The sequence below is a fragment of the Kocuria sp. HSID16901 genome (genome assembly GCF_003989425.1).
GTDB classification, from domain to species: domain Bacteria; phylum Actinomycetota; class Actinomycetes; order Actinomycetales; family Micrococcaceae; genus Rothia; species Rothia massiliensis.
Window position 1 is genome coordinate 47,970 of record NZ_RBLM01000002.1, and the last position, 24,285, is coordinate 72,254.

General features: G+C 59.4%; 21 protein-coding genes and 1 pseudogene. 14 read left to right on the plus strand and 8 right to left on the minus strand.

What is annotated here, in order from left to right:
* Positions 1-11: 11 nt before the first annotated feature.
* Complete coding sequence (locus tag D8M21_RS02420; protein ID WP_048680340.1) at positions 12-476, minus strand: tRNA (cytidine(34)-2'-O)-methyltransferase; 465 nt, start codon at positions 474-476, stop codon at positions 12-14.
* Positions 477-612: 136 nt separating this feature from the next.
* Between D8M21_RS02420 and D8M21_RS02425 the strand changes: the two genes are divergently transcribed.
* From D8M21_RS02425 to secA, 10 genes are all read left to right on the plus strand, one after another.
* A complete protein-coding gene (locus tag D8M21_RS02425; RefSeq protein WP_048680338.1) occupies positions 613-1,818 on the plus strand; it encodes a cysteine desulfurase family protein in 1,206 nt (401 codons plus the stop codon).
* 113 nt (positions 1,819-1,931) lie between these two features.
* On the plus strand, positions 1,932-3,107 hold the full coding sequence (gene mnmA, locus D8M21_RS02430) for a tRNA 2-thiouridine(34) synthase MnmA (protein WP_048680336.1): 1,176 nt from the start codon (positions 1,932-1,934) through the stop codon (positions 3,105-3,107).
* An 88-nt stretch (positions 3,108-3,195) separates the two neighbouring features.
* Entirely contained in the window at positions 3,196-3,588 is a 393-nt protein-coding gene (locus tag D8M21_RS02435; protein ID WP_425432065.1) for a chorismate mutase, read from the plus strand.
* Entirely contained in the window at positions 3,585-4,610 is a 1,026-nt protein-coding gene (locus tag D8M21_RS02440; RefSeq protein ID WP_048680332.1) for a hypothetical protein, read from the plus strand. The genes D8M21_RS02435 and D8M21_RS02440 overlap by 4 nt, the downstream gene beginning before the upstream one ends.
* 155 nt (positions 4,611-4,765) lie before the next feature.
* On the plus strand, positions 4,766-5,455 hold the full coding sequence (gene mtrA / locus D8M21_RS02445) for an MtrAB system response regulator MtrA (RefSeq protein WP_048680325.1): 690 nt from the start codon (positions 4,766-4,768) through the stop codon (positions 5,453-5,455).
* A 6-nt stretch (positions 5,456-5,461) separates the two neighbouring features.
* Complete coding sequence (mtrB, locus tag D8M21_RS02450; RefSeq protein ID WP_053089968.1) at positions 5,462-7,321, plus strand: MtrAB system histidine kinase MtrB; 1,860 nt, start codon at positions 5,462-5,464, stop codon at positions 7,319-7,321.
* Positions 7,321-9,033, plus strand: coding sequence for an LpqB family beta-propeller domain-containing protein (locus D8M21_RS02455; protein ID WP_048680324.1), 1,713 nt, complete (start codon positions 7,321-7,323; stop codon positions 9,031-9,033). Before mtrB ends, D8M21_RS02455 begins: the two co-directional genes overlap by 1 nt.
* Positions 9,034-9,832: 799 nt before the next feature.
* The gene (locus D8M21_RS11615; protein WP_446720492.1) at positions 9,833-10,033 is read left to right on the plus strand and encodes a phosphoribosyltransferase family protein; all 201 of its coding nucleotides are present in this window, start codon (positions 9,833-9,835) and stop codon (positions 10,031-10,033) included.
* 112 nt (positions 10,034-10,145) lie between these two features.
* Positions 10,146-10,841, plus strand: coding sequence for a ribosome hibernation-promoting factor, HPF/YfiA family (gene hpf / locus D8M21_RS02465; protein WP_048680317.1), 696 nt, complete (start codon positions 10,146-10,148; stop codon positions 10,839-10,841).
* Positions 10,842-11,053: 212 nt separating this feature from the next.
* Positions 11,054-13,792: a preprotein translocase subunit SecA gene (gene secA / locus D8M21_RS02470; protein ID WP_048680314.1), complete on the plus strand. Its 2,739-nt coding sequence runs from the start codon at positions 11,054-11,056 to the stop codon at positions 13,790-13,792.
* 115 nt (positions 13,793-13,907) lie between these two features.
* Here the strand turns inward: secA and D8M21_RS02475 are convergent, their stop codons facing one another.
* From D8M21_RS02475 to D8M21_RS02485, 3 genes are all read right to left on the minus strand, one after another.
* Positions 13,908-14,414 (minus strand): Rv3235 family protein, encoded by a 507-nt coding sequence (locus D8M21_RS02475; protein ID WP_126855636.1) that lies wholly within the window; start codon positions 14,412-14,414, stop codon positions 13,908-13,910.
* A 9-nt stretch (positions 14,415-14,423) separates the two neighbouring features.
* A complete protein-coding gene (locus tag D8M21_RS02480) occupies positions 14,424-15,335 on the minus strand; it encodes a LysM peptidoglycan-binding domain-containing protein (RefSeq protein WP_126855637.1) in 912 nt (303 codons plus the stop codon).
* Between the two features lie 164 nt (positions 15,336-15,499).
* Entirely contained in the window at positions 15,500-15,781 is a 282-nt protein-coding gene (locus D8M21_RS02485) for a helix-turn-helix domain-containing protein (protein ID WP_048680305.1), read from the minus strand.
* 413 nt (positions 15,782-16,194) lie between these two features.
* Here D8M21_RS02485 and D8M21_RS11300 point away from each other — a divergent pair, with 413 nt between their 5' ends.
* A complete protein-coding gene (locus D8M21_RS11300; protein ID WP_161970369.1) occupies positions 16,195-16,680 on the plus strand; it encodes a histidine kinase N-terminal domain-containing protein in 486 nt (161 codons plus the stop codon).
* On the opposite strand, the gene D8M21_RS02495 is transcribed toward D8M21_RS11300, so the two are convergent.
* Positions 16,651-17,637, minus strand: coding sequence for an IS481 family transposase (locus D8M21_RS02495; RefSeq protein ID WP_048683501.1), 987 nt, complete (start codon positions 17,635-17,637; stop codon positions 16,651-16,653). The genes D8M21_RS11300 and D8M21_RS02495 overlap by 30 nt on opposite strands.
* Before the next feature lie 87 nt (positions 17,638-17,724).
* On the minus strand, positions 17,725-18,090 hold the full coding sequence (locus D8M21_RS02500; protein WP_048681097.1) for a VOC family protein: 366 nt from the start codon (positions 18,088-18,090) through the stop codon (positions 17,725-17,727).
* Between the two features lie 95 nt (positions 18,091-18,185).
* Between D8M21_RS02500 and D8M21_RS02505 the strand changes: the two genes are divergently transcribed.
* Entirely contained in the window at positions 18,186-19,151 is a 966-nt protein-coding gene (locus tag D8M21_RS02505) for a helix-turn-helix transcriptional regulator (protein ID WP_048681100.1), read from the plus strand.
* A 49-nt stretch (positions 19,152-19,200) separates the two neighbouring features.
* Positions 19,201-20,322, plus strand: a pseudogene (locus tag D8M21_RS02510) (sensor histidine kinase); the annotation flags it as partial.
* Between the two features lie 140 nt (positions 20,323-20,462).
* Here D8M21_RS02510 and D8M21_RS02515 read toward each other — a convergent pair.
* Positions 20,463-20,711, minus strand: coding sequence for a WhiB family transcriptional regulator (locus D8M21_RS02515; RefSeq protein WP_048680299.1), 249 nt, complete (start codon positions 20,709-20,711; stop codon positions 20,463-20,465).
* A gap of 286 nt (positions 20,712-20,997) precedes the next feature.
* Between D8M21_RS02515 and D8M21_RS02520 the strand changes: the two genes are divergently transcribed.
* A complete protein-coding gene (locus tag D8M21_RS02520; protein ID WP_126855640.1) occupies positions 20,998-21,444 on the plus strand; it encodes a hypothetical protein in 447 nt (148 codons plus the stop codon).
* On the opposite strand, the gene D8M21_RS11305 is transcribed toward D8M21_RS02520, so the two are convergent.
* Positions 21,386-23,968 carry an FtsK/SpoIIIE domain-containing protein gene (locus tag D8M21_RS11305; RefSeq protein WP_161800267.1) on the minus strand — a complete coding sequence of 861 codons (2,583 nt, stop codon included), beginning with the start codon at positions 23,966-23,968 and terminating at the stop codon, positions 21,386-21,388. The genes D8M21_RS02520 and D8M21_RS11305 overlap by 59 nt on opposite strands.
* Positions 23,969-24,285 lie beyond the last annotated feature (317 nt).

The window sequence follows — 24,285 nt, forward strand, 5'->3', positions numbered from 1 at the left end:
GTGGACTTTCTTTACAGCACGCCGCCAAAGTCGTTTTGGCGCCAAGCCTCGTAGACGGCGATGGAGGCGGAATTGGCGAGGTTGAGCGAACGTCGGCCCGGAAGCATCGGAATGCGGACCAGCTCGTCAATGCGATCGTCGTGTTGTATTTCGTCCGGCAGCCCCACGGATTCCGGGCCGAAAACGAGGGTGTCCCCAGGTTTATAGTCGACTTCGCCGAAATTACGTGTCCCAGTGGTGCTAAAAGCGATCAATCGGGAATCCCCGAGAGCTTGGGTCGCCGCGTCGAAGGAAGGATGCACCGTCATGACCGCGAGGTCGTGGTAGTCCAATCCCGCGCGGCGAAGATGCGCGTCTTCGAAGGAGAAACCTAGTGGTTCCACCAGGTGAAGATGCGCTCCGGTGACGGCCGCGAGCCGAATGGCGTTACCCGTATTTCCGGGAATTTCGGGCGTGTAGAAAAGGATGTTGAACACGACGGCCCATTCTAGCCCCGTTATTGCCAAGGGTTCTTCGCAACTTGGGCCCCAAGATTAGACTTATGGCCATCACCTCGGTCTACGTGCGGACCGGGGCGAATGCGTCACGACCACTCGAGAGGCCAGGAACCCCATGAAAGGCATTTACCTCGACCATGCCGCGACGGCGCCGGTTCTCGACGTCGCGTTGGAGGCCATGGTTCAGCAAATGCGCGACGGAGGGAATCCGTCGTCGCTCCATGCATCCGGGCGACGAGCTCGTATGGCGGTCGAGACCGCGCGGGAAAACATCGCCCGAGCGGTGGGCGCCGACCCCGCCGAAGTCATCTTCACGGCCGGCGGCACAGAGGCGGACAACCTTGCGGTCAAAGGCATGTACTGGAAACGACGGGAAGGTGCGCCCCATCGACGCAGAATCATCCTCAGCCCCATCGAGCACCACGCCGTCAAAGACGCCGCCCTCTGGCTGGACGCGCGGCAAGATGCGATTCTCGAGTGGCTCACCGTTGACGAAGACGGCCGGGTTAACCCGAAGGAACTCGCCGCTCTACTGACCGATTCATCCGACGTCGCGCTCGTGACTGTCATGATGGCCAACAACGAGGTCGGAACCATCCAGCCAATCTCGGAGCTTGCGGAAATCTGTCGGCACCATGAGGTGCCGTTCCACACGGATGCGGTCCAGGCCTTCGGTGCGATTGACGTAGATTTTCATGCCTTGGGGTGCACCTCGATGGCTATCTCAGGCCACAAGATCGGGGCTCCTATGGGCATCGGTGCGTTGATCGCTACTCGTCAAGCACCGCTGACGGCCGTGATCCACGGGGGCGGGCAAGAACGAGATGTCCGCTCCGGGACCATCGACGCACCCGCGATCGTGGGTTTCGGCGTTGCGGCCGACCACGTGTGTCGCCACATACCTCGTGAGGCGCAGCGCATTGCAGGCCTTCGTGATCAGTTGGTAGCTGGCGTGCGGGAAGCCGTGCCAGAAGCAATACTTCGCGGTCCCCACGACCTCTCGCCGCTACGGCGTCTTCCCGGGAATGCACACTTCACCTTTCCCGGATGCGAAGGGGATTCGTTGCTGTTCTTGTTGGACATGGCCGGCGTCCTATCCTCAACGGGATCCGCGTGTAACGCGGGCGTCCCTCGACCATCAGAAGTATTGCTTGCCATGGGCCTCAGCGAGACGGAAGCCCGGGGAGCCCAACGGTTCACCCTTGGCCACGACACCACGGCAGAAGACGTAGAGCGTCTCGTTGAAACGTTACCTGGAGCGTATCGTCAAGCCGCCGCGGCAGGCATGGCCGATCACGCGCCGACCGGATCGTGGGCGTGAAACGGATCAATCCACACGGGTGACTCGGGGAATAGCGAGGGAGCTCAATTCGTTATACCGTGGCGAGTCTGGTCCGCACACCACGCTAGACACCACGCTAGGGAAGTAGGCACATGAGGGTATTGGCAGCGATGAGCGGCGGCGTCGATTCCGCCGTTGCGGCGGCGCGCGCGGTCGACGCGGGGCACGACGTCGTCGGTGTGCACCTGGCGCTTTCCCGCATGCCCGGGACTTTGCGCACCGGCTCCCGTGGATGCTGCACCATTGAAGACTCGATGGACGCCCGCCGGGTCTGTGACGCCCTCGGAATTCCTTTCTACGTGTGGGATTTCTCGGAGCGATTCAAAGAAGACGTGGTCGATAACTTCATCGATGAATATTCTCAGGGGCGGACCCCTAATCCCTGCATGCGGTGCAACGAAAAGATCAAATTTGCCGCCCTTCTGGAAAAGGCGGTCGCTTTAGGTTTTGATGCCGTGTGCACGGGGCACTACGCCAAGGTCATCGAGGACGCCGAGGGAAACCGCGAGCTTCACCGCGCCGCCGATTGGGCGAAAGATCAGTCCTACGTCTTGGGCGTTCTGACCCATGAACAGCTCAAGCACTCCATGTTTCCGCTCGCCGAGACACCGACTAAAGCGGAGGTCCGCGCCGAGGCCGAGGAACGAGGGTTCTCCGTCGCGAAGAAACCCGATTCTCACGACATCTGCTTCATCCCCGACGGCAACACCCGTGGGTGGCTTGAAGAACGCATTGATCTTGAAGAAGGGGACATTAAAGACACCTCGGGGGAAGTTTTAGGCACGCACCGCGGCGCACGTGCTTTCACCGTCGGCCAGCGGAAGGGTCTCTCGATTGGTCGTCCGGCAGCTGACGGCAAGCCTCGCTTCGTGCTCGAAATCCGCCCCAAGACCAATGAAGTAGTCGTTGGCCCCAAGGAAATGCTGGCGGTCGACGAAATACGAGGCATACGGGAGAGCTGGGCCGGTCTTCCCATCTCCGAAATCCAGGCATTTGACGCCTCCGGTCCCGGATTGGGGGATTCGTCTGCGTCTTTCGACGTCATGGCTCAGGTGCGAGCCCATGCAGATCCCGTGCCGGCCACCGCTCACGTGAACATCGGCGAGGTCGACGGCGAGACCGCGCGGGAAATCGTGATTCGTCTGGGGGAACCGCTCAAGGGTGTGGCGCCCGGCCAGACGGTCGTGCTCTACCAAGGAACTCGCGTCTTGGGGCAGGCCACCATCAACCGTGCGTATTCGCTGTCCCGCCCCGACGTCGTGAGCTAATCTCTCAGCCCAAGGCTAAGTGAGCGGGGAAAGTCGTCCACTGGGTCCGAGTGTGTCCACGGCCAGTCAATCCGTAGAATGACATGCCATGATGTCACCTTCCGAACAGCACACACCCGACGAAGATCGAGAACCTCTCAGCGACGGCGTTAGTCCCGAAGTATTGGAAGACCTCTATCGAATCCGGAGCACGATCGACAATATCGACGCGGCTCTCGTACATGTGCTGGCGGAACGCTTCAAAGCGACGCAGAGGGTCGGCCACCTGAAGGCCAAATACCACCTGCCCGCGGGCGACCCCGACCGCGAAGCCACACAGATTGACCGCCTTCGAAAGTTGGCCGAGGAAGCTCACCTCGATCCGGAATTTGCGGAAAAATTTCTCAACTTCATCATTAGCGAGGTCATCCGTCACCACGAACGAATTGCGGAGGACCACCGGCAGTCGCGGGTTCCGGACGAGTCTGGTCTCGACGCATGAACCAACACCACTCGTCGCACCATTCAGGTGCGTTGGGCGTCTCTGCTGGGTACTTTTCCGGAACCGACTTTCCGGAAGCTTTTCAAGCGGCACGCGGTGAACTTGGGGCTCCTCATCTCACGCCCTTTCCGACCCTCGAGGAGCGCGGATTCGCAGCGACCCGGACGGCCAGAACGATTTCCGTCATGGCCGACCTGTCGGCAGACGGCCAGCCGTTCGGGTGGCGAGTGCGTGAAACTCCCAGCCGTGAATCCGTAGCGGCCGAATCCGCCCTGCGGAGCGACATCAACGTCATGGCCGACGCCATAGGGGCAGCCGGCCGAGGGCACCGAGGCCACACCGTCCTGTCGTTAACCGGCCCCATCACCTTGGCGACCGAGCTCAAGCTTGCGAACGGTGAATCGTCGATAAGCGACCATGGAGCACGTCGAGACATTACCGCGTCTCTTTCGGAAGGCATTGCCGATATCGTCGCCTCCCTGAGGACGGCCGTCGATGGCGAAGACTTGACGATTCGCTGGTGCGAGCCCCGAATGCGGGATGCGCTCGAGGGGAAGGTTCCCACATCAAGTGGCTATCGAACGTTGCGGGCCATTCCCCGAGCCGAAGCTCGAGATGCGCTCGCTGCCGTGGCTCGTTGCACGCAGGACGTCGGCGTTGGAGCCGTTCTGGATATCGGGGGAGCGGTACCGGACGTAGATTTTGGACGAAGCTTCGATGCCGTGACCAGCCGTCCCGTCGGGCGGGGCGCCGGAGAATGGGAAGCCATTGCTGGTGCGGTCGACCGCGGTCAGGACGTCTGGCTGGGAATCGCCCCTATCGGGCTCCGAGAATCTACGGTCGAAACCGTGAAGTCTCTGTGGTCGACGTGGCGGGATCTTGGTTTGGGAAGTGCGGAGATCGGCCATATGCGTATTGAGGAGCGCGAGAGCTTGAATTCCGTTTCGCCAGCTCAAGCGGTCACGGTGCTGAGCCGTATTGCCGAGGTCGCGGAAGGAATCACCGACCTTTCCCTCGAGTGACTCCACAATTCCCTTGATGGGCGCGGATCCCCTCCACACGGTGGACGGGGCGGAAATGCGTCACGGTCTCGCGTAATGTTGGGCGGGAAAGCATCCTCCAGATCGGACGAGTGTGTGGCCAGACGACGTCGTCCGAAGATTTGAAAGGAGCGCGAGTGAAGGCGCGAATTCTTGTAGTGGACGACGACGAAGCCCTGTCGGAAATGGTCGGCATCGTCCTGTCCAATGAGGGCTATGAGCCCACTTTCTGTGACGCGGGGGACCGCGCCGTCAGCGCCTTCGAAAGCTACGATCCTGACCTCATCCTTCTCGACTTGATGCTGCCCGGCATGAGCGGAATCGACGTGTGTGAACGAATTCGCGAAGTATCCGACGTTCCCGTCATCATGCTCACAGCCAAGTCTGACACCGAAGATGTCGTCCGAGGCTTGGAAGCCGGCGCGGATGACTACATCGCGAAGCCCTTCAAACCTGCGGAACTTTTGGCCCGCATTCGCACCCGCCTACGCACGGGTGAGTCACGTTCGGCGGAGCGTATCGAGATCGGCGACCTCAGCATCGATCTCGCCGGTCGGGCCGTGACTCGCGGCGAGGCCACCGTTCGGTTGACGCCGTTGGAATACGACCTGCTGGTGAATCTCGCGCAGGAGCCGGGGCAGGTGCTCTCCAGGGATCTCCTCTTGGATCGCATTTGGGGCTACGACTCGGATGCGGACCGTCGGTTGGTCAACGTGCACGTGCAGCGGCTTCGAGCCAAGATTGAAAAAGACCCCGAAAAGCCGGATCTCATTCAAACCGTGCGCGGTGTGGGGTACAAGGCCAACGCGAGCCAAGTGCGTCGCTAGGTTTCTATGGCACGGCACACACCTGAAGGCAGGGGGCGGAGGATTCTTGGAATCGTCCCCGCGATTTTCCGAGACATTCGCCGACGATGGCGGGAGTCTCTGCAATTCTCCGCGATCATCGTCGCGACGTCGCTGTCTTTGGTCGCCTTCATTTTCGCCGGCAATTTTCTCTCGAGCCAGATCGCCAACAGCCTTTTCAAAGAGAGGCAAGAACAGGCGTTAGAGGAATCCTCGAGCGGATTTTCGGACGTCCAGAAGATCTTCGATAATGCCGTGGCTTCGGATCAGACCGAGGTTCAGTCGCTCATGCGCGAGACGCTTACGATCTTGGAGAACCACGGTGCTGACGCCAAGAGGCAATGGATCCTCATCCCCGTCGATTACAAACACGGTCAGGGATACGTCGGACCGATCAGCCAAAACGATTGGATGACCTCGTCTTCCGTGCCGAAGCAGCTGCAGGATCAGGTCGCCTCCGAAGACGGCGTGTTCTGGCAGTCATCTCAGGTGCGTTCCAACGGTAACGGGCCTGAGGTCCCGGTGATCTTTGTCGGCACGAAAGTTCACCTCAATCAGGGCAACGATTACGCGCTGTACCTTGTTTACGATTTTTCGTCGTCGCAGGCGACACTGAATTACATTCAGCTGGTCATTGTCGCGGGCTTTGCGATCCTGTTGGTATTCGTCGCCACCATTGTCTGGTGGGTCACACGATCCGTGATTCGGCCGATTTCCCAGACAGCGAGGTCCGCGGAGCGTCTATCCCGCGGTCATCTCGGTGAACGCGTTGCCGTTCGCGGCGAGAATGAAGCCGCGGTGTTGGGGACCTCCTTCAACCACATGGCCGACAATATCCAGGAACAAATTGTCCAGCTGGAAACTTTGTCGAAAATGCAGCAGAGATTTGTCTCGGATGTTTCGCATGAGCTTCGGACGCCATTGACAACCGTCAAGATGGCCGCGGAGCTGCTGTATAGCGGCCGGGAGAACCTGGACGTCTCGTTCCAACGTTCGACCGAGTTGCTGTACCACCAAGTCGATCGCTTCGAATCCCTCCTGGCTGACCTCTTGGAGATATCCCGTTTCGATGCCGGATCGGCCACCTTGGACGTCGGGACCGCGGATCTCGGCGATCTTGTCGAAGACACTGTCGAATCCGTTCGTCCTCATCTGGACAAGCAACGTCTCGAGGTCAGGTTTCATGGCCTTGAGGAACGATGCCCCGTTCAGATGGATTCTCGCCGCATCGAACGCGTGGTGAGGAACCTTTTGGTCAACGCCATCGAGCACTCTGAGGGTCGTCCCATCGACGTTTACTTGGCCTCCAACGGTATTGATGCGGCGGTAGCTGTACGAGACCACGGAGTTGGCATGACCATGGAACAGACCCGCGAAGTATTCAATCGGTTCTGGCGTGCGGACCCTTCCCGCAAGCGCACCCTGGGGGGAACGGGTTTGGGCCTGTCTATCGCCGCGGAAGATACGCGCTTACACCAAGGACGACTCGAAGCATGGGGCGAGCCTGGGCAAGGCGCCTGCTTCCGCTTGACCCTTCCGCTGGATCAGGGGCGCCCGTCGGGGGATTCGCCTCTGGGCCTTCCGCCCGAGGGCGTTCCCGATACGCCCTCGTCTATTCCCGCCGTCGCCACAGGAACGGATACAGAGCTTCCGGAAGACGCAGACAGCACGAATGCCGATATGACGGTCGCGTCCACTATCTCCGAAGATGATGCGTTATCGACAGATCAAGAGCTTCCCGACAATACCGGTTCCGCGCCGGGGTCTGACGACTGGCCCGGTTCGACGGAACCGCACGAGGAACAACCGAACCAGCGACAAGCACCCCGCTCGGAAGAGGATTCGTGATGACGTACAAAGGAAAACACACAGGCCACGTCGGTGCCCGTGCCCGCGTGGTTCGCACCGCAGCTTGGGTTGGCGTCATCGGATTGTTGGTTGCAGGGTGCGGAAAAATCCCCACGAGCGGTCCCGTGTATCACTACAACGAGCCGACCGAGTCCGCGACGAAGTCATCCCCGGCATATTCTCCTTCGGGCCCAAGCGAGGGTGCCTCGCCTTCCGACATCCTGAAGGGCTTTATCAACGCTGGAACGGGCGTGGAAAATGACTACGCCGTCGCGCGGCAATATCTGACCACCGATCTAGCGAGCAGTTGGAAGCCTGAGGACCGGACGTTGGTCTATCAAGACAACGTCAATGTCGATTCTGGAAAGAGCTCTGACGAATATACGGCAGGGTTGAGTGTCACGACGTCAATTGACGATCGAGGCATCGCGACGTCGTTCCGTAAGGCCGACTCGCAAACCGTGACGGCGAAGTTCGAGCAGGTCAATGGCCAATGGCGGATCTCTGCGATTCCCAATGGAACCATGCTCTCTAGGTCAGAATTCGAGCAACTCTTTCATTCGTTCACTCTGTATTTCTACGATCCCACCTTTACCTACGCGGTACCGGATATCCGGTGGTTCGCTAACCGGTCGACCGTCGCGACGTCGATTGTTCGTGTCCTGCTTCGGGGTCCTGCGCCGTATTTGGAGGGGTCGGTTTCGAGCGCCATTCCTGGTGGTACCAACTTAGTTCGTCAGTCGGTCCCGATCAGCGATTCTTCCGCTGAAGTCGGTCTAACGGGAACAGGCGTGGCCAATGCGGATCAGCTGACGTTGGAACGAATCCACACTCAATTGGAACAGACCCTCAAGTCAGGACATTCGGCAAACTCCGTGCAATTGTCGGTTGACGACAAATCCGTGGAAACCGGAAAGTTGGCCGATTACGAGGAAGCCGCCATTGACCCGCAGGTACCGAATCCCCAGGTCGGCGTCCTGGATGGCGACTTGGTGACCTATTCCGACGGACAATCTCGCAAGGTTGCGGGATTGGCTCCGGCGAGCGTTCATCCATCTCATCCTGCCATGGACACGAAACGCCAAACCTATGCGTACACCGACGACGACGGAAGCCACCTGGCCATTCGAAGCACCGGCGGCGAGGCGAAGGACGTGGACCTTCCGGAGAATATTTCGAAACCAAGCTTCGACCCCAGGAGCTGGGTCTGGGGTGGCGGCCAAGACGGTAGCGTATTGGCCCTCAACGCTCAGGGCTCGAACGACGCTCCCGAAACGGTCACTGCGGATTGGCTCAAGGGACAAAATATCCGTTCGCTGCAGATTTCACGCGACGGAACTCGTGCGCTCGTCGTCACGAAGGAAGGCAATGGCTCGAGGGTATGGGTCTCTGGCATAAACCGCGATAATGACGGTACGCCCCGAAGCTTGGGTGAGCCTCTCCAGGTGGGCGCGACCCGAAACGTCACGCAAGCCGCCTGGATCTCGGACAGCCAGGTGGTGGTGGCCAACGAACAGGACGGCAGCGTCCAGGTGGTTTCTCTCGCGGGGGATACACAGGACGTCAACGGCCTCTCCGATATTCAAAATATTTCTGCGGGCAACGGTAAGGAATCCATCTACGCTCAGACCGGCACGGATACCTATCAGCTGACCGGGTCGAGCTGGACCCGAGTCGATACGAAGGTTCGAGACCTCTCCTACGCTGGGTAGAACCGTTATCCACAATTTTGCGGACCACTCTTCATACGTGTCCTGATTCGTCATGATCAACCCATCGACGACGAAGGGGGCAATCATGGTGTGGATCGATGCGCGGCGCGCGGATCGGTGGGCGAGTTCATGTGTGGGAGCGGCGGCGGACGTCGTCGAGCTGCTTTTTCCTCAACCGTGCGCCGTATGTGGTGGTGGAAATCGAGCCTTATGCCCCGTGTGCCGCGCATTCGTGTACCGTCTCACGGCCAGACCGCGAGATGTCGCAACGGCCCTCCCTCAATGGTCCCCTCAGACGCCGTGCATCGCCGCGGGCCTCTACGGGCACGAAGTCGCACGGGCGATTCTGGCCTTTAAAGGCCAGCAACGGTTGGATCTTGTCCCATTTCTCGCACGCGCTTTAGCCCGCGCCATCTCTGAGGCGCTGAGATCCCTACAGCCCGAGTTCTCGGGCCGATACGGCGGGAGGGGCACTGACCGAGAAGCGCCTGTGCTTCTGGTGCCGGCGCCTTCCCGAGCACTGGCGTATCGGCGTCGAGGGTTCGTGCCCGGTGAGATCCTCGCACGCAGGGTCCTGAATGAAATGGACAAGACCACACGCGGGGAATCGGTGCCAGACGTCCGCGTGGCACCGGTGCTGAAAATACGCGAACCTCTGGTGGCCCGCCTTGGAACCCTTCTCGATCCTTCTTCATCGGGACAAAAGGGCCTCAACGCTCATCGGCGATCTGAGCGGCTCCGCGACTCCATGCACATTCTCGGCCCCTCATGGCTTCCGAGCCGATGGTTCTGGCCAGAAATGTCGGGGCGTGATTGCCTCTTGATCGATGATGTGGCGACCACAGGATCTACGTTGAGGGAGATGCGGCGAGCCATACACGCAGCGGGCGGTCGAGTGCACGGGGCTGCGGTGGTCGCTAGCGTGAGTGCGCCAACAGAGAAACCGCTCAAAAATCTTGAAGAATTGGGTGAAGGCAGGATGACGAAAGGTTCAGTGTGAATTAACGTTGAGTCAAGGAGACGGTCAGATCCTCTCCCCGTGAGGCTCGAAGGCCCTTCGCTGGGTCGCAAGCCAGCGAGACCTCACCCTCGCCAAGCCACGGGAGGCCATCGTGGAACTCAACGTATACGGTCGCAACGTCAAGGTCCCGGATCGTTTTCGGGATTATGCCGAGGAGAAAGTCGAGAAGTTCGAGAAGCTCAACGATCGAGTGGACGAGATCGACGTCAAGGTCAGCAAGGTGGGCAACGGGCCCCAATCTATGACCGTTGAAATAACCGTCAAGGGAAGAGGGCCGGTTCTCCGAGCCGAAGCCCAAGGCACGGACAAATTCGCCGTATTCGACGACGCATTCACCAAACTTCTAGAGCGCCTGCGCAGGGCTAGGGACCGCCGCAAAATTCATCGCGGAAATCATCGCCCCGTCTCGGTCTCCGAAGCCACAGGTTCCATCCCCGTAATCGATGGCGATTCGGGCGGCCAGGTACCTATTGAGCAGATTGTCTTGAATCAGGACAACTCGGCGGATTCGGCCTACGACTCCGAGTACCCGCTCACGGACGATGTGCCACCCGTGGAAATCCGTCGGAAAACGTTCCCAACCGAAAAGATCACGATCGATCAGGCCGTGGACCGCATGGAGCTCGTCGGCCACGATTTCTACCTCTTTGTGGATTCCGAATTAGACCGTCCTGCGGCGGTGTACCGGCGCAAAGGGTGGACCTACGGCGTGATCGTCTTGGGTGACGATGTTCCTGCGGAAGGTATCAAGGAAACGCGGGCGTATCACTCGCATTCCGAGGCATAGGTTGTGAAAAACCCGAGGCGGGACTCGCTCGATGAGAACCGAGCGAGTCCCGTCTCACGCTGAGAAATCCCTGCATACTGAGGGAAAACTCAGGTCCCATGCCTAGAGTCACGTAGGATAGGCCAGTGGAGAACGTCTCGACGCTCCCCACACGTGGTCCCGGACTGGGCCAATGTACCTGGAATCTCGTCAGCTACTAGGAGTAATCGCTCGTGGCATCCTTCTTGGAAAAGGTTCTTCGAACCGGAGACAAAAGACTGCTCAAGAAATTGAGAGTCTACGCAGATGCCATTAACTCGTTGGAAGATGATTTCAAGGAGTACACCGACGCGGAGCTGCGGGCTGAAACAGACTCCTTCAAGCAGCGCATCGAAGACGGCGAATCCCTCGATGTTCTCCTTCCCGAAGCTTTCGCCGTCGTCCGTGAAGCGGCCGGCCGCACCCTGGGGCAAAGGCACTACGACGTGCAGCTCATGGGTGGAGCGGCTTTGCACTTAGGCAATATCGCCGAGATGAAGACCGGTGAAGGCAAGACCCTGGTGGCAACGGCTCCCGCGTATCTCAATGCGCTGACGGGTAAAGGCGTTCACATCGTGACCGTGAACGACTATCTGGCGGAGTATCAAGCTAATCTCATGGGCCGCGTTTTCCGGTTCCTCGGGCTAGAGACTGGCGTGATCGTCTCACAGCAGACCCCGGAAGTCCGCCGCAAGCAGTATGAAGCCGATATCACCTACGGCACAAACAACGAGTTCGGTTTCGACTATCTCCGCGACAATATGGCCTGGAGCATCGATGAGCGCGTGCAGCGCGGCCATAACTTTGCCATCGTCGATGAGGTTGACTCGATCTTGATCGACGAGGCGAGAACGCCACTCATCATTTCGGGCCCCGCGTCCGGGGAGGCCAACCGCTGGTACGGCGAATTTGCCCGTGTTGCTAAGAGCCTGGTCCGCGACGAAGATTATGAAGTCGACGAAAAGAAGAAGACCGTCGGTGTTCTGGAAAGCGGCATCGAGAAGGTCGAGGACCACCTCGGAATCGACAATCTCTACGAGTCCGAGAACACCCCGTTGATCGGCTTCCTGAATAACGCGATCAAGGCGAAGGAGCTGTTCACCAACAACAAGGACTACGTCGTCCTCAAGGGCGAGGTCCTGATCGTTGACGAACATACGGGACGTATTCTGCCTGGCCGCCGTTACAACGAAGGCGTGCACCAGTCGATCGAGGCTAAGGAGCAGGTCGAGGTTAAGGCCGAAAACCAGACCCTTGCGACCGTGACTTTGCAGAACTACTTCCGTCTTTACGACAAACTGTCCGGTATGACCGGTACTGCTGAGACCGAAGCTGCCGAGTTCGTCAATACGTACGAATTGGGCATCGCCGTGATCGATCCCAACAAGCCGCTGGCACGTAAAGACCAGCCCGATCTGGTCTACAAGAACGAGGTGGCTAAATTTGCCGCCGTCGTTCAGGACATCGCGAAACGGCATGCTAAGGGACAACCGGTCCTGGTGGGCACCACCAGCGTCGAGAAGTCCGAATATCTTTCCAAGCTGTTGTCCAAGGAAGGTATCCCGCACGAGGTTCTGAACGCCAAGAACCACGCACGTGAGGCCGCCATCGTTGCGCAGGCTGGCCGCAAGGGTGCCGTGACGGTTGCAACCAACATGGCTGGTCGAGGCACCGACATCATGCTGGGTGGTAACGCCGAATTTAACGCGGTGGACCGCATGCATGAGCTGGGGTTGGACCCGAACGAGAAGCCGGAAGAGTACGAGGCCAAGTGGCCCGAGGTACTCGCCGAGTGCGAGGCCAATACCAAGAAGGAGCACGACGAGGTCAAGGAACTGGGCGGTTTGTACGTCCTAGGTACCGAGCGTCACGAGTCGCGCCGTATTGATAATCAGTTGCGTGGCCGTTCCGGTCGTCAGGGCGACCCGGGAGAGTCGCGTTTCTACCTGTCCTTGGCTGACGACCTGATGCGCCTCTTCAACGGTGCTGCAGCTGCTCGCCTCATGGCGGGAGCTCCCGACGACACCGCCTTGGAGCACCGCATCGTTTCTCGCGTGATCGCTTCCGCCCAGAACCAGGTGGAATCGAGAAACGCGGAACAACGCAAGAACATCCTGAAGTACGACGACGTCTTGAATCGTCAGCGTGAGGCCATCTATTCGGATCGCGCGAAAATTCTGGAGGGCGACGATATCGCCGATCAAATCCAGAAGTTCATCACCGAAGTCCTGACGTCGGCGATCGAAGACAAGACCAACCAGGGACACGCCGAAGACTGGGATCTGGATCGTCTCTGGGAATCCCTCGCCACGATTTATCCGATCAGTATCACGATCGACGAACTCGAAGACTCGGCAGGTGGTCGTTCAAAGATCACGCAGAAGATGCTGATCGACGAGGTCCTCTCTGATGCCAAGGTCTTGTACGAGAGCCGTGAGGAAGAAGTTGGCTCCGAGGCGATGCGGAACATTGAGCGTCGCGTTATCTTGTCGGTCATCGGTCGTCACTGGCCCGAACACCTGTACGAGATGGATTACCTCAAGGAAGGCATCGGCCTTCGTGCGATGGCGCAGCGAGATCCGTTGGTTGAATACCAGCGTGAGGGTTTCGCGATGTTCCAGGCGATGATGGACGCGATTCGGGAAGAAACCGTCTCGTACTTGTTCAATTTGGACCTGACGAAACAGCGGACCCAGATGTCCTCCCAAGCGTTGACGATCCCTCAGCAGCCGAAATTCCTCCGCTTCACCGCTCCAAATGAAGATGGCGGCGAAGAATCGCATGTCGAGTCCACCGCTCGGGCGGATTCCGCTGCCGAGAAGACGGACACGACGTCAGAATCCTCGTCCGTTCAGGAAGAGTCCGCCTCAGCCATGGCAAAAACTTCGGCTCCGAAGAAGAGCACCAAAAAGGGACGCAAGAAGCGGAAGTAGTTGCACCTGACGCAAGGGGTTTGAACCTCGTCTAGGCCAAGGGGCCAGCACGTATCATTCGATCGTGCTGGCCCCTTCTTTGGTCAGACTGGCCTGTTAGAAGAAGCTCGATGAGCTAGCCTATTTCGGCGTCCATGATCTGCCACTGGCCTTTGGTCTTGTGTATCCGGAGGGCCAACGCGCGGCTTCGGTCGCCGTCATCCACGACGACGCCAGCCTCGTACTCTCCTCGGCCCACGGGAATGGCCCGGACTCTCCGCGGCCTAAATCCCTTCGGGTCGAATCGGCCCGACTCTTCGACGGGTCTCGGAGGGGTTTTCTTTTTGGCGGATTCGATGAAGGCTCGGAGTTCGACCTTGGCCATCACGTCTCGATGCACCCACCTCGCGAGCTGATGAGAGGATCGGGCCCCGGTAATTACTTCCATAATCGCGACGCTCATGGCACCAGCAATCGAATGTATCCGGCGCAATTCCTCCCCGGAGTCGACGTGGTGATGACGCCATTTGTACATGGACGGTGGTCCCTCGGGGTGCGCTCGAAGCGTTGCGGGCAGACCTGCTGGAGTCAGCACGGTGCCGTGAAGCATGGTGCGCGGGCAACGTCGTCTACGTTGAGGCATGATTTCCTCCTAATGGAATCGTTGTATTGAGGATGACGAGGACGACGTCGTTGGAGCCTCGGCAGAATGACCATGGTGACCGGAGTCTGCCGGAATGTGAAGACGCGTCCCCGCGTAGATGAGGTCTGGGTGGTCGTGGAGTATTGGTTGGTTGAGCGCGATGATGCGGTCTGTCAGGTCGCGAACTTTTGAGGGCGAAGCGGCTGCGCCAAGGAGATCTTTGGAAATGGACCACACGGACTCTCCGCGTTCAACGGTGACGACATTCTGTGGTCTCGCCCTTGCTGGGTGACGTGGGGTGGCAGGTTCTGCCCCACCGGTAGCTTGTACGGCCGTGGGTTGTGCCGATGGCGCAGGTTGTTGGGCGTTCCCATGTACCTGAAGCGTGAACAAAGGCGTGCGAGGCGTCGTCGGCTCGGCCTGTGCCGATGGTGCTTTGAAGAGCGGTGACGGGGAAGGCACAGTGGACTGACGTGACGGCTGGGCTTTCTCGACATTCGTCGGTGTCGCTTCGGGTTGCCAGGTCACCGCATGTGCGGGTGGGGGAGTCACCATGAGAGGTACGCCCAGGAGCGCTCCGATACAGCGTAGGAGAAAGCGCGGAACAAACTTTGGGTCGTGATTCAGATCGTGGCCAGCAGCTCCCGCCGTCAAACGTCGAGTCACCACGACGCAGCCGATGCACCACCAAGCTGAGAAGAGGGCCCCGCTTGCCGTCATTCCGAGGACCATTCCCATCAAGGCGGGTGAGGTGCTCCATGCATGAACGGGGTGGTGATTGACGATCACGATGCATACAGACGCGATGATCAAGCAGCCTAGTCCGGGCATCGAGATGACCAGCACCGCGAACCACCTGGGGTACGGGACGCGGGAGAATCGCGTGGGTGCGTTACGACGTGTTTGACCTTCGATGGCCATGAGCCGATCCTTTGATGCCGTTTGATCACTTTTGATAACCCATATGATGACAGCGGATCGCGCTCTGGTAAAGATCTGAAGAAAAAATTTAATGGTGCAATGGTGGCGACGTATCTGGTACATCCGGTGGGACAAGGGCAAACGTCGTCACGACCGTTTGTTCCTCAATCTTGGGCTGTGGATAACCCAGAGATGCTCGTGTGGTCGATGGTCTGCTTGGTTGCCTCGAGCGGAATGCCCCCATGCGCACGCACCATCTTCCGAGTGGCTCGATACCGTTCGGCGATGTACTCCTCGAGGACCGATCGTTCCACGCGCCACTGGCCCCGGCCGCCTATCTGGATGGCAGGAAGCTCTCCGGAGCGAACCATGGATCTAGCCTGAGCCAACGAGACGTTCAGGATGTTAGCGACATCGGAGAGGGTGAGAAAACGGATCGCATTCACGTCGGGGTCTCCTTCTGGTGCTGGAACTATCAGGCCAGGATCCTTCTTTCGTGTATAGCTCGGGTTTGTCCACAGGCACAATCTGAACGGGGCGCAACCGGGGCTAAGATGTCGGAAATTCTCCAGAATGTTCGTTGGAAGGTAGACGAATGCTCATGACATCGCCTCAACTGTCACGTGAGTCGCTCGTTCATTTCGGCGTAGGAGCTTCTCGTTTCGCCGTTAGCCGTTCTGCTTCTCGTGAGAAGGGCGTGGATCGAGTCCTCCGATCGTGTGCCGATTCGGTAAGACGCGAGGAGGCAGACGCCGCGGGCTTCCCTCAGCGGCGTTCACGGAAGTCTAGCCGGGGAGGTTGTTGGTGGAACGGGGACCTAAAATGGATCCGAAACTATGACCCGACCTCCGAGGACGACATGACTCTCGCGGAACCCTTACTGAAGACCGGTGAATTCGGCCCCGGAGACTCGGAATGGCTACACCTCCTCGTGGGGGACTGGCAGTTGATCGCCGATTTGGCGCAGGGAGACCTCGTTTTGTGGTTCCCGGAAGACTTTCAGTCGGGGGATATCAATGGTCGGGCCCATGGAGGCCCTGCGCTCAACACGGGTTTCCTGGGCATGGCACACGTCCGCCCATCGACGGCGCAAACAGTTTTCCACCGAGACATGGTGGGTCTCCGCATGAGCTCACAGGTGCAAACATCGGCCCACCATTGTTGGTTCGATCAGGCGACGCAATTTCTTGACCATGTGGATTGGAATGCCGAGTCCGCTATGCGCGTCGTCCTGTATCCGTTGGTACGTAATGGACGAACCATCGCCATTCTGTCGTTGCACCACGGCGATCAATCGGGTCGGATGCAGGGCCGTCTAGATGTACTGACCGGGCACGTTGATTAATCGCGTGAAGGGCGGCTGATTGGCACAGGCAGTGTGGGGTCGATGATGGTTGTAGTGGTGCAGCCACGTCGTGAGTGTGTCCCGGCGCTCTTGTTCTGACTGGTAGCAGCGGGCGTAGGCCCAGCCGTCGGCCATCGTCCGATGGAATCTCTCGACTTTTCCGTTCGTCTGCGGTCGGTAAGGGCGCGTGCGCTTCGGGGTGATGTCCAGGGCATCGCACGTGTCGCGCCAGAGGAAGGACCGGTACGCGCCACCGTTGTCCGACAGAATTCGTTCGATCGTGACGCCGCGTTCGGCGAACCACGCCACAGCTCGCTGCAGCATCCCTACGGCGGTGACGGCGGTCTCGTCATCGTGCACCTCGGTGTACGCGACGCGTGAGTGGTCGTCGATGATCGTGTGAATGAAGGCGTATCCGAGCTTCGGGTTGCCCCACTTGCCCTTGAGCTTGTCGGGTGTGGCCGAGCGGTTCTTCTCGCCTTGCTGGCGGCCGACGTAGCGCCATCCGCCGCCGTCAGGTATGTTCCCTATTTTCTTCACGTCCACGTGGACCAGTGAGCCGGGGTAAGGATGCTCGTAAGTGCGGATGGGTTCCCCTGTGGCACGGTCGAGATAGGACAGTCGGTTCAGCCGCGCCGCGGTGAGGATACGGTGGGCTGTCGACGCCGCGATGCCGAGTCGTGTGGCGAGCTGAACTGGGCCCTCCCTCAATCGCATCCGCAAGCTGACGCAGCGCATCGATACTGCTTTGGGCGTCTTGTTCGGCGAGGTCTTCGGTCGGGACGAGCGGTCATGCATGGGCTCGCGGGCGAGGTGTCGGTCGACCCAGCGCTTCACGGTGGGCCAGGAGACCTGGAAACGGGCGGCGACTTCGCTGATTGGCCAGCCGTCGTCAACGACGAGGTGCGCGACTTTCAGACGGTGGCGCGGGGTGAGGGCAGCATTAGGGTGTGACATGTCTGAACTCCTAGACAGACCTAAGGGCCGACCATCGTGTGTGGTCGGCCCTTAGGGATCGAACATAGTGGGCGGGGCCCGTGCAGGTCAGTCCACCGGGGAGACCCGGATGAGATTGCCGTCGGGGTCGGTGATCACGAACGTGCGGCCGAAGACATCGTCGTGCGGCTCCTCCACGACGTGGACTCCCTTCGAGACCCAACTCGTGAAGGTCTCGTCAACTGCGGCCGCCGGTCCCGGGACCATCAGCCCGACCTCGCACGTGCGAGGGGTGCTCGGATCCGCGTGCTCGCTGCGTCCTGTCCACAGCGCGAACAGGACGCCGGGAGCAACTTCGAAAGCCACATAGCGGGGGCTTGTGAAGGTCGGCTCGATCTCGAACAGGTCGCTGTAGAAGGCCGTGGCATCTTCAGCATCGCGGACGTAGATCAGGAACAGATTGGGTGCGGGCATAGAGCGCTCCTCAGGTCGCTGGGTTCTCGGTACGGCACCAGTTGACCGTCTAATCACGACAAGACCTGTCATCTTTTCTGGGAAGATTGGTCAGTATGAAGGCTTCGAGACTGCTTCACCTCTTGTTACTCCTGCAGACACGTCAGCGCATTACCACCACCGAACTCGCCGATCGTCTGGAGGTGTCCCGGCGGACTGTGCTTCGGGATGTCGAGGCGCTCTCGACGGCAGGTGTGCCTGTTTATGCCGAACGGGGCCGGAGTGGTGGGATCGTCCTGCTCCCCGGTGTACGGCTCAACGCATCCCATCTGGAACCTCGGGAGCTAGAGGCCCTCTCTGTTGCCGGTTTGGACAGCGCGCAACTTGAGAGTTTGGGGCTGTCTGCGGTGCGTGAGTCGGCCGCACACAAGATCGCCGCCCGCCAGACCGCAGCGCTCGAGTCCCCGAACCTGCCGCGCCTGTCAGACCTGGTCCTGGTGGACAGCAACGCGTGGCTTGCCAACTCAAACGCGGAGGTGGACGTAGCAGATCTAGCATCAGCGCTGCGACACCGACGCCGGATGCGCATCCAATACCGGCGCAGCGCCGAGCAACAGGTCTCGATGCTGGTGGTCGACCCGTACGGGATCGTGGCGAAATCGGGCCGCTGGTACCTCATCGCCGATGACCAGGGAGCCGGCCGGCTGTTTGCTCTGGAACGGCTCTCGGCCTACGAAACCCTCGACGCACCAGTCGCCCTTCGCCCAGATCAGACCCTCCGCACCATGTGGGATGACCTGAAGGAACGCACCGAGACGCCAGGTCGCGTAAGCGTGACCGTCCGTCTCCGAGAAAACCGCCTCGACCTGGCACGGCGCATCCTCGGCACCCGCATCCACGAGGTCACCGAAACCGAAAGAGGCTGGTGCGCGGTCGTCATCCGCTACCCCAACATCGAGTCAGTGCGTCAGCTCCTCCAATTCGGCGACCACATCGAGATACTGACCCCAGAGACAGCCCGCGAACGCATCGGTCAGCTCGCCAGGGATCTCGCCGAAAGGCACTCGGCCCCCGCCCCATGACTGGTAGGCGGCACGCCCCGCCGTCGATCAATGTCCCCGGTCAGTACATCTAGACACCGTCTTTCGAGAGACGGCCCGGGAGATTTTGAGCATGGTCGCCCGAGGCGCGTGGCCTGACTTCAGTGCCTCAAGCGAGACGTCGCGAGGAAACCCCCGCGTCAGCGACGGCGTGATTCGGCTCGATGCAGAGGGTCGGGTCACCTTCGCGAGCCCCAACGCGGTTTCCGTGTATCGCCGGCTTGGGTTTCCTGAAGCACTCACCGGTCGTTCCTTGGCCGATCTAACTCGTGATCTCTTACCGATAGCCGAAAAAGCGGATGAGACGCTGCCTCTCGTGCTCACCGGTCGCATGCCGTGGAGAGGGGAGGTCGGAACGGATCGGGGTAGCGTAACCTTCCGCGCGGTGCCGTTAAGGAGACAAACACGGCGTGGGGAAGAGCGCTTTGGCGCTTTATTGCTGTGCCGGGACGTCACTGAATTGCGTCGTCGTGAACTGGAACTCATGACGAAGGATGCCACGATTCGCGAGATTCATCATCGGGTGAAAAACAACCTTCAGACTGTTTCGGCCCTGCTCCGCCTGCAGGCGCGGCGTATGACATCCCGCGAGGGCAAACAGGGGTTGGAGCAAGCGATGAGGCGAGTCGCCACGATTGCCATGGTGCATGAAGCCTTGTCGCAAGGGCTGACTCAGAGTGTGGATTTCGACGATCTCATCAATCGCCAATTTCATTTGGCAGCCGAGGTCGCTTCTCCCGGGCAAGCCGTTTCCACGTCAATGACCGGTGAATTCGGCAAGCTTCCGAGCGAGCTGGCCACTCCGTTGGCGCTCATCATTAATGAGATCGTCGCGAACGCGGTGGAACACGGGTTGGAAGGAAATTCAGGAACCGTGAGTTTGGATGGGCGACGTGAAGAAGCTGAGAGTGGCCCGGAGCTGATCGTGACAATCGGCGACGATGGCGTCGGCATGGGAGATAGCTATATCGAGGAGTCTGGAGTCTCCTCGTATCGTCCTCCGTCCCAGGGGGAGGGGCTCGGTATGCAGATCGTGCGTACCCTGGTGGCGAGTGAGTTAAAGGGGTCGATCGTGTGGAAGCCCCGTGCTGGTGGTGGCACTGAGGTCGTCATTACGGCCAAGATTCCTGAAGGGGCTGCGGAGCGGTCATGAGGTGATTCCGAAAGGGCCTGGTCATTGATGGAGCAGACCTGAGTCTCACGACGAGGTTAGCCGAAGAGGATATTAAAAACCGCTGCCTCCACGATCAGTGGCGAAGCACTGGTGGAGGCAGCGGGTGAAGGAACGTTTCGTTAGGAAGCGCGCCGAGCGCGAGCGGCGCGGCGCTTGAGGGCGCGACGCTCATCCTCGCTCATACCGCCCCAAACTCCGGAGTCCTGCCCGGTTTCCATGGCCCACTTGAGGCAAGTGTCCATGACGGTGCAGCTGCGGCAGACGGCTTTCGCCTCTTCGATCTGAAGGAGTGCCGGGCCGGTGTTTCCCACCGGGAAGAAAAGTTCAGGGTCCTTTTCGAGACAGGCTGCGCGACTGCGCCAATCCATCGATGCACGCTCCTTGTTTCACACATGAAGCCCACCAAAGCCGGTCTGAGTGGCCGAAATTGTGGGGTATACAAATAAAGAGCCCCCAAATGCGGGGGCTTTTGAGAACTGTTAAAAGGTTCCCACGTAAACTTCTCGTGAACAAGAGGGTTTGAAGCGTCAAGTCTACTTCTCGCCATGTTTTATGTCACATGGAGACATGGCGATATCTCCGGACAGGCGCAGTCGTTGAGGCGACGAGGGCCCATTCCGAGGGCGTGTGCAGGTCATCGATAGACTGGTGAATATGACTGTCCCTCACGATGAAGAAGCCACCGATTCCCCACGCGTCCAGGGGCGAGCTCCACGGGCCGTATGGATCCTTTCTGGCATGGTCGGCTTGGAAGGACTTGGTCTCGTCATTGCCGGAATCGTGCAAACGATCGGGGCGTTTGTTGAGGATCATGCGATGCCAGTCGGTGCCATCATGATCATGTCCCTGCTGTACGTGGGCTATGGGGCGTGGTTGTTGGGCTCGGCTCGAAGCCTCATTCGGGGCAGCCTGTGGCCACGTGCGCTGATTCTGTTGACGCAAATTTTCCTCGTCGTTATTTCGGTTCAGCTTGCTGGATCCTGGGGATGGGGAATGGCCGCATGGCCCATCGTGTACGGCGCATTGGTTGCAGTGTTGCTGTTTAGTCAACCCGTTCAGTCACATCTGCTTCGGGCCAATGGCCTTGCTGAACGCCGGTAGCAACTGACTCCATTACTGGCGAGTGCGGTGCCCGCCTCTGAGACTTCGTGGATGTCGACGTTTTTCGAAGTTGTGGCAGCTTAAATCGGATTCGTTCGTCGGCCTTGAATAAGGCTCCCTCGTCGAATCGTCTCTTCCCGTATTCACGCTCGGAAGGCCTTCCGTGTCCAAATGGTGGGCTGGGTGGCCCTGAACCTATGAGGAGCGAACAGCTGGCGGCGCTCACCCGGTCGGACCACCACGGCGGTAAGGCTAGTGTGGATGACGGGATGAGTACTACTGCGGCGTCATGCTGTGACACCACGGCCTGCAGCTCCTCTCGCTCTGTGTGCCGCCAGTCCATGAAACTGGCGACGACCGCTAGCTTGGTCTTCCGCCCGGTCCAAGAGGCCGTGGGCATGACGGTGTATGGCCATTGGGAGCCGCGATCCGGTGTGAATACGTTTAGCTCGGCGGCGTCGTGAAAGGTGCTGATGACCTGGATGAATAGCTCGTGTGATTCGGATCCGCCTACGAGAACTCCGATGACTTCGCCACAGCGCCACGGTAGGGCAAGCTCTTGTCCTTGAGGTGCCGAAATCCCGAGCAGAATTGTCCCGCCATCGGTGGTCGGTGAAGGGCTCACCGCACGTAGATGTCGGTGGTTGTCTGTCTTCTCGATGTGCGTGCTCGCGCGGACTTCATCCCAGCGCAGATTTTCGGGGAGGTCCCTGAATTGCGGGAACGAGGTCAAAATTTTTCGGGATACGGGTGTGGCGGGTTGGGGAAGAGCTCGTCGCGGAAAGTCTGATAACGACGTCACTGCAGGCAACGTTAACTCGACGACGCCACGATCGTCGGTGATGGGTCCCTCGACCTGACATCCAGTGCTTTGACGCGTGCTGTCCTCGAGAGGAAGCGACATTGACCTAACGGGTGATGTCGGAGACTTCATCGACAACCGGTTCGGGAGGCAACTCGAAAGCCGGGAAGGCACACGTGATCCTGAAAGAACCGCCATGGCCCATGAGTTTCCCCGTGTGTTCAGGAGATCCTCGACGGCAGGGGAGAAATCGGTCCCATGTTTCAGTAATTCTTCGCACCATCGATCCAGCCCTTGAACGACGACGAGAGGACGCCCCTGAGAGGGCGGACATCGCATCCTCGTGAGCTCCCGCAGCATCTCCAGGCAGTATTCGGGCGATGAAGAATCGCCTAAGCCAAATATTGGCATGCCTCGAGCAACCCACGAGTCAAGAGCATGTCGAATAGCCCGGTCGAAGATGATCAGATACACCGGGTGGTGATCGATAGAGGCCGTGGCCAGGAGCGTAGCGAGCAAACGAAACTGATCGGGAGCGGCACCTTCAAAACTGATCCCGCCTTGTTGGTGGGGCCTCCACAACAACGTGTCCTGCCAAGCTCTGTGGGGGCATTCCGCCGGGCCAAGGACCAGAGGGCGTTCCGTTCCTTCGTTCCAAGAACTCGAGTTCCAAGCTTCCCAAAAATCCAATGTCGGCGTGCCGCAAGGTGGTGGTATGACTGGTCGAATACGTGCTCTGTGCCGCGAAGCTTCGGCGGCTACACGACCGGTATCCATGTTGAGGTTGCGATCATCGAGTTCAGAGACGGCGTGGGAGTTACCGTCGTCGGCGACCAGCATGGGCTCGGGCGGTGGTAGTCGGGGCAAGCTGTCGACCAAGACCGACTGAAATTCCTGCATCTTTCCGTCGAATCGGAGGATGCCGCGTCCCGGTGAGGTAGCGGAAATTTTGGCGGCGGAGGTATCGCCTAAGACACTCATGGATTCCTGATCGGCCGTGACCCGGAAGCAAACCTCCATAGATGTATTGGCACGGATGTCCTGAGAAATGGCACCCTGTGGTCGTTGGGTGGAGAGAATCAGATGCATTCCCAAGGACCGGCCGGCCGCAGCAATCCGCAGAAACCTCTGAAGGCTGGCAGGAAATGAATCGACGAGATGTCGAAACTCGTCGATCACGATCATGATCTCGGGGAGACGGCAGTGGCCTGGTGCGTGGGGTTTCGCCCGTGTGAATTCCCGCCAATGCAGGCAACCGGCCGCCTGGAACAGAGATTCGCGTCGACGAACTTCCGCCTCCAGAAATGACAGAGCTCGATCGACCGCGCCTCCGTCGAGATCGGTGATGCATGCATGCACATGCGGTAAACGGATTGCCGGACCGAAGCTGGTCCCGCCCTTAAAGTCGATGAGGACAAGTCCCACTCTGTCCGGAGGGTAGGTCAACGCAAGGCAGTAGAGTGCGCCACGCAGAAATTCCGACTTCCCTGACCCCGTGGTGCCAGCGACCAGGGCGTGCGGACCGTGTTGATTGAGGTCAATGCGAATCATCTTCCCGTGATGGGGAGAGATGCCGATGTCCAAAAACAGTCGGGAATCGAGGCGATGTGCTACCCATCGTTCCCGAAGACGTTCTACCGCGAGGTCCTCGCGAGCAGAAAGAAAGGGTTGCCATACGTCGTCGCGCATTTCTTTGGGGACGAAGGGCGTCAGGCTTCTCACGACCGCAGTATCAGGAAAGTCCGGCTGAAGACAGACGACGTCGTACCCTTCGCAGAAGCCGACTAACGAATCTCCCGCGTTCCCCTGCACGGACAACCTCAGCCCTTCGACCGTTGGTCGAACGATGATGCCGTCCCAGTCGGGAGGCGGAATGACAGGATCTTCGTCGAAGGTGATAACAATCTGTGGTCTGGGGCCGTTGGCCGCCTCAATTCTCCGTGCGCAGGACAAATCCACAGAGCCATGAATCTGGCCGTGAACGGTGGAGGTGAAATCACATCGTTCGGAGACGACACGACATAGTTTGCAATCGCGAC

Excerpts from the sequence above, each read along its gene's own strand:
- D8M21_RS02425 (WP_048680338.1), top strand. The coding sequence starts at position 613 with ATGAAAGGCATTTACCTCGACCATGCCGCGACGGCGCCGGTTCTCGAC.
- D8M21_RS02505 (WP_048681100.1), top strand. The coding sequence starts at position 18,186 with ATGAAGGCTTCGAGACTGCTTCACCTCTTGTTACTCCTGCAGACACGT.
- D8M21_RS02475 (WP_126855636.1), bottom strand. The coding sequence starts at position 14,414 with ATGCCTCAACGTAGACGACGTTGCCCGCGCACCATGCTTCACGGCACC.
- D8M21_RS02515 (WP_048680299.1), bottom strand. The coding sequence starts at position 20,711 with ATGGATTGGCGCAGTCGCGCAGCCTGTCTCGAAAAGGACCCTGAACTT.
- D8M21_RS02495 (WP_048683501.1), bottom strand. The coding sequence starts at position 17,637 with ATGTCACACCCTAATGCTGCCCTCACCCCGCGCCACCGTCTGAAAGTC.
- D8M21_RS02480 (WP_126855637.1), bottom strand. The coding sequence starts at position 15,335 with ATGGCCATCGAAGGTCAAACACGTCGTAACGCACCCACGCGATTCTCC.
- D8M21_RS11615 (WP_446720492.1), top strand. The coding sequence starts at position 9,833 with ATGTCGGGGCGTGATTGCCTCTTGATCGATGATGTGGCGACCACAGGA.
- D8M21_RS11300 (WP_161970369.1), top strand. The coding sequence starts at position 16,195 with ATGACTCTCGCGGAACCCTTACTGAAGACCGGTGAATTCGGCCCCGGA.
- D8M21_RS02435 (WP_425432065.1), top strand. The coding sequence starts at position 3,196 with ATGATGTCACCTTCCGAACAGCACACACCCGACGAAGATCGAGAACCT.
- D8M21_RS02500 (WP_048681097.1), bottom strand. The coding sequence starts at position 18,090 with ATGCCCGCACCCAATCTGTTCCTGATCTACGTCCGCGATGCTGAAGAT.
- mnmA (WP_048680336.1), top strand. The coding sequence starts at position 1,932 with ATGAGGGTATTGGCAGCGATGAGCGGCGGCGTCGATTCCGCCGTTGCG.
- D8M21_RS02520 (WP_126855640.1), top strand. The coding sequence starts at position 20,998 with ATGACTGTCCCTCACGATGAAGAAGCCACCGATTCCCCACGCGTCCAG.
- D8M21_RS02455 (WP_048680324.1), top strand. The coding sequence starts at position 7,321 with ATGACGTACAAAGGAAAACACACAGGCCACGTCGGTGCCCGTGCCCGC.
- mtrB (WP_053089968.1), top strand. The coding sequence starts at position 5,462 with ATGGCACGGCACACACCTGAAGGCAGGGGGCGGAGGATTCTTGGAATC.
- D8M21_RS02440 (WP_048680332.1), top strand. The coding sequence starts at position 3,585 with ATGAACCAACACCACTCGTCGCACCATTCAGGTGCGTTGGGCGTCTCT.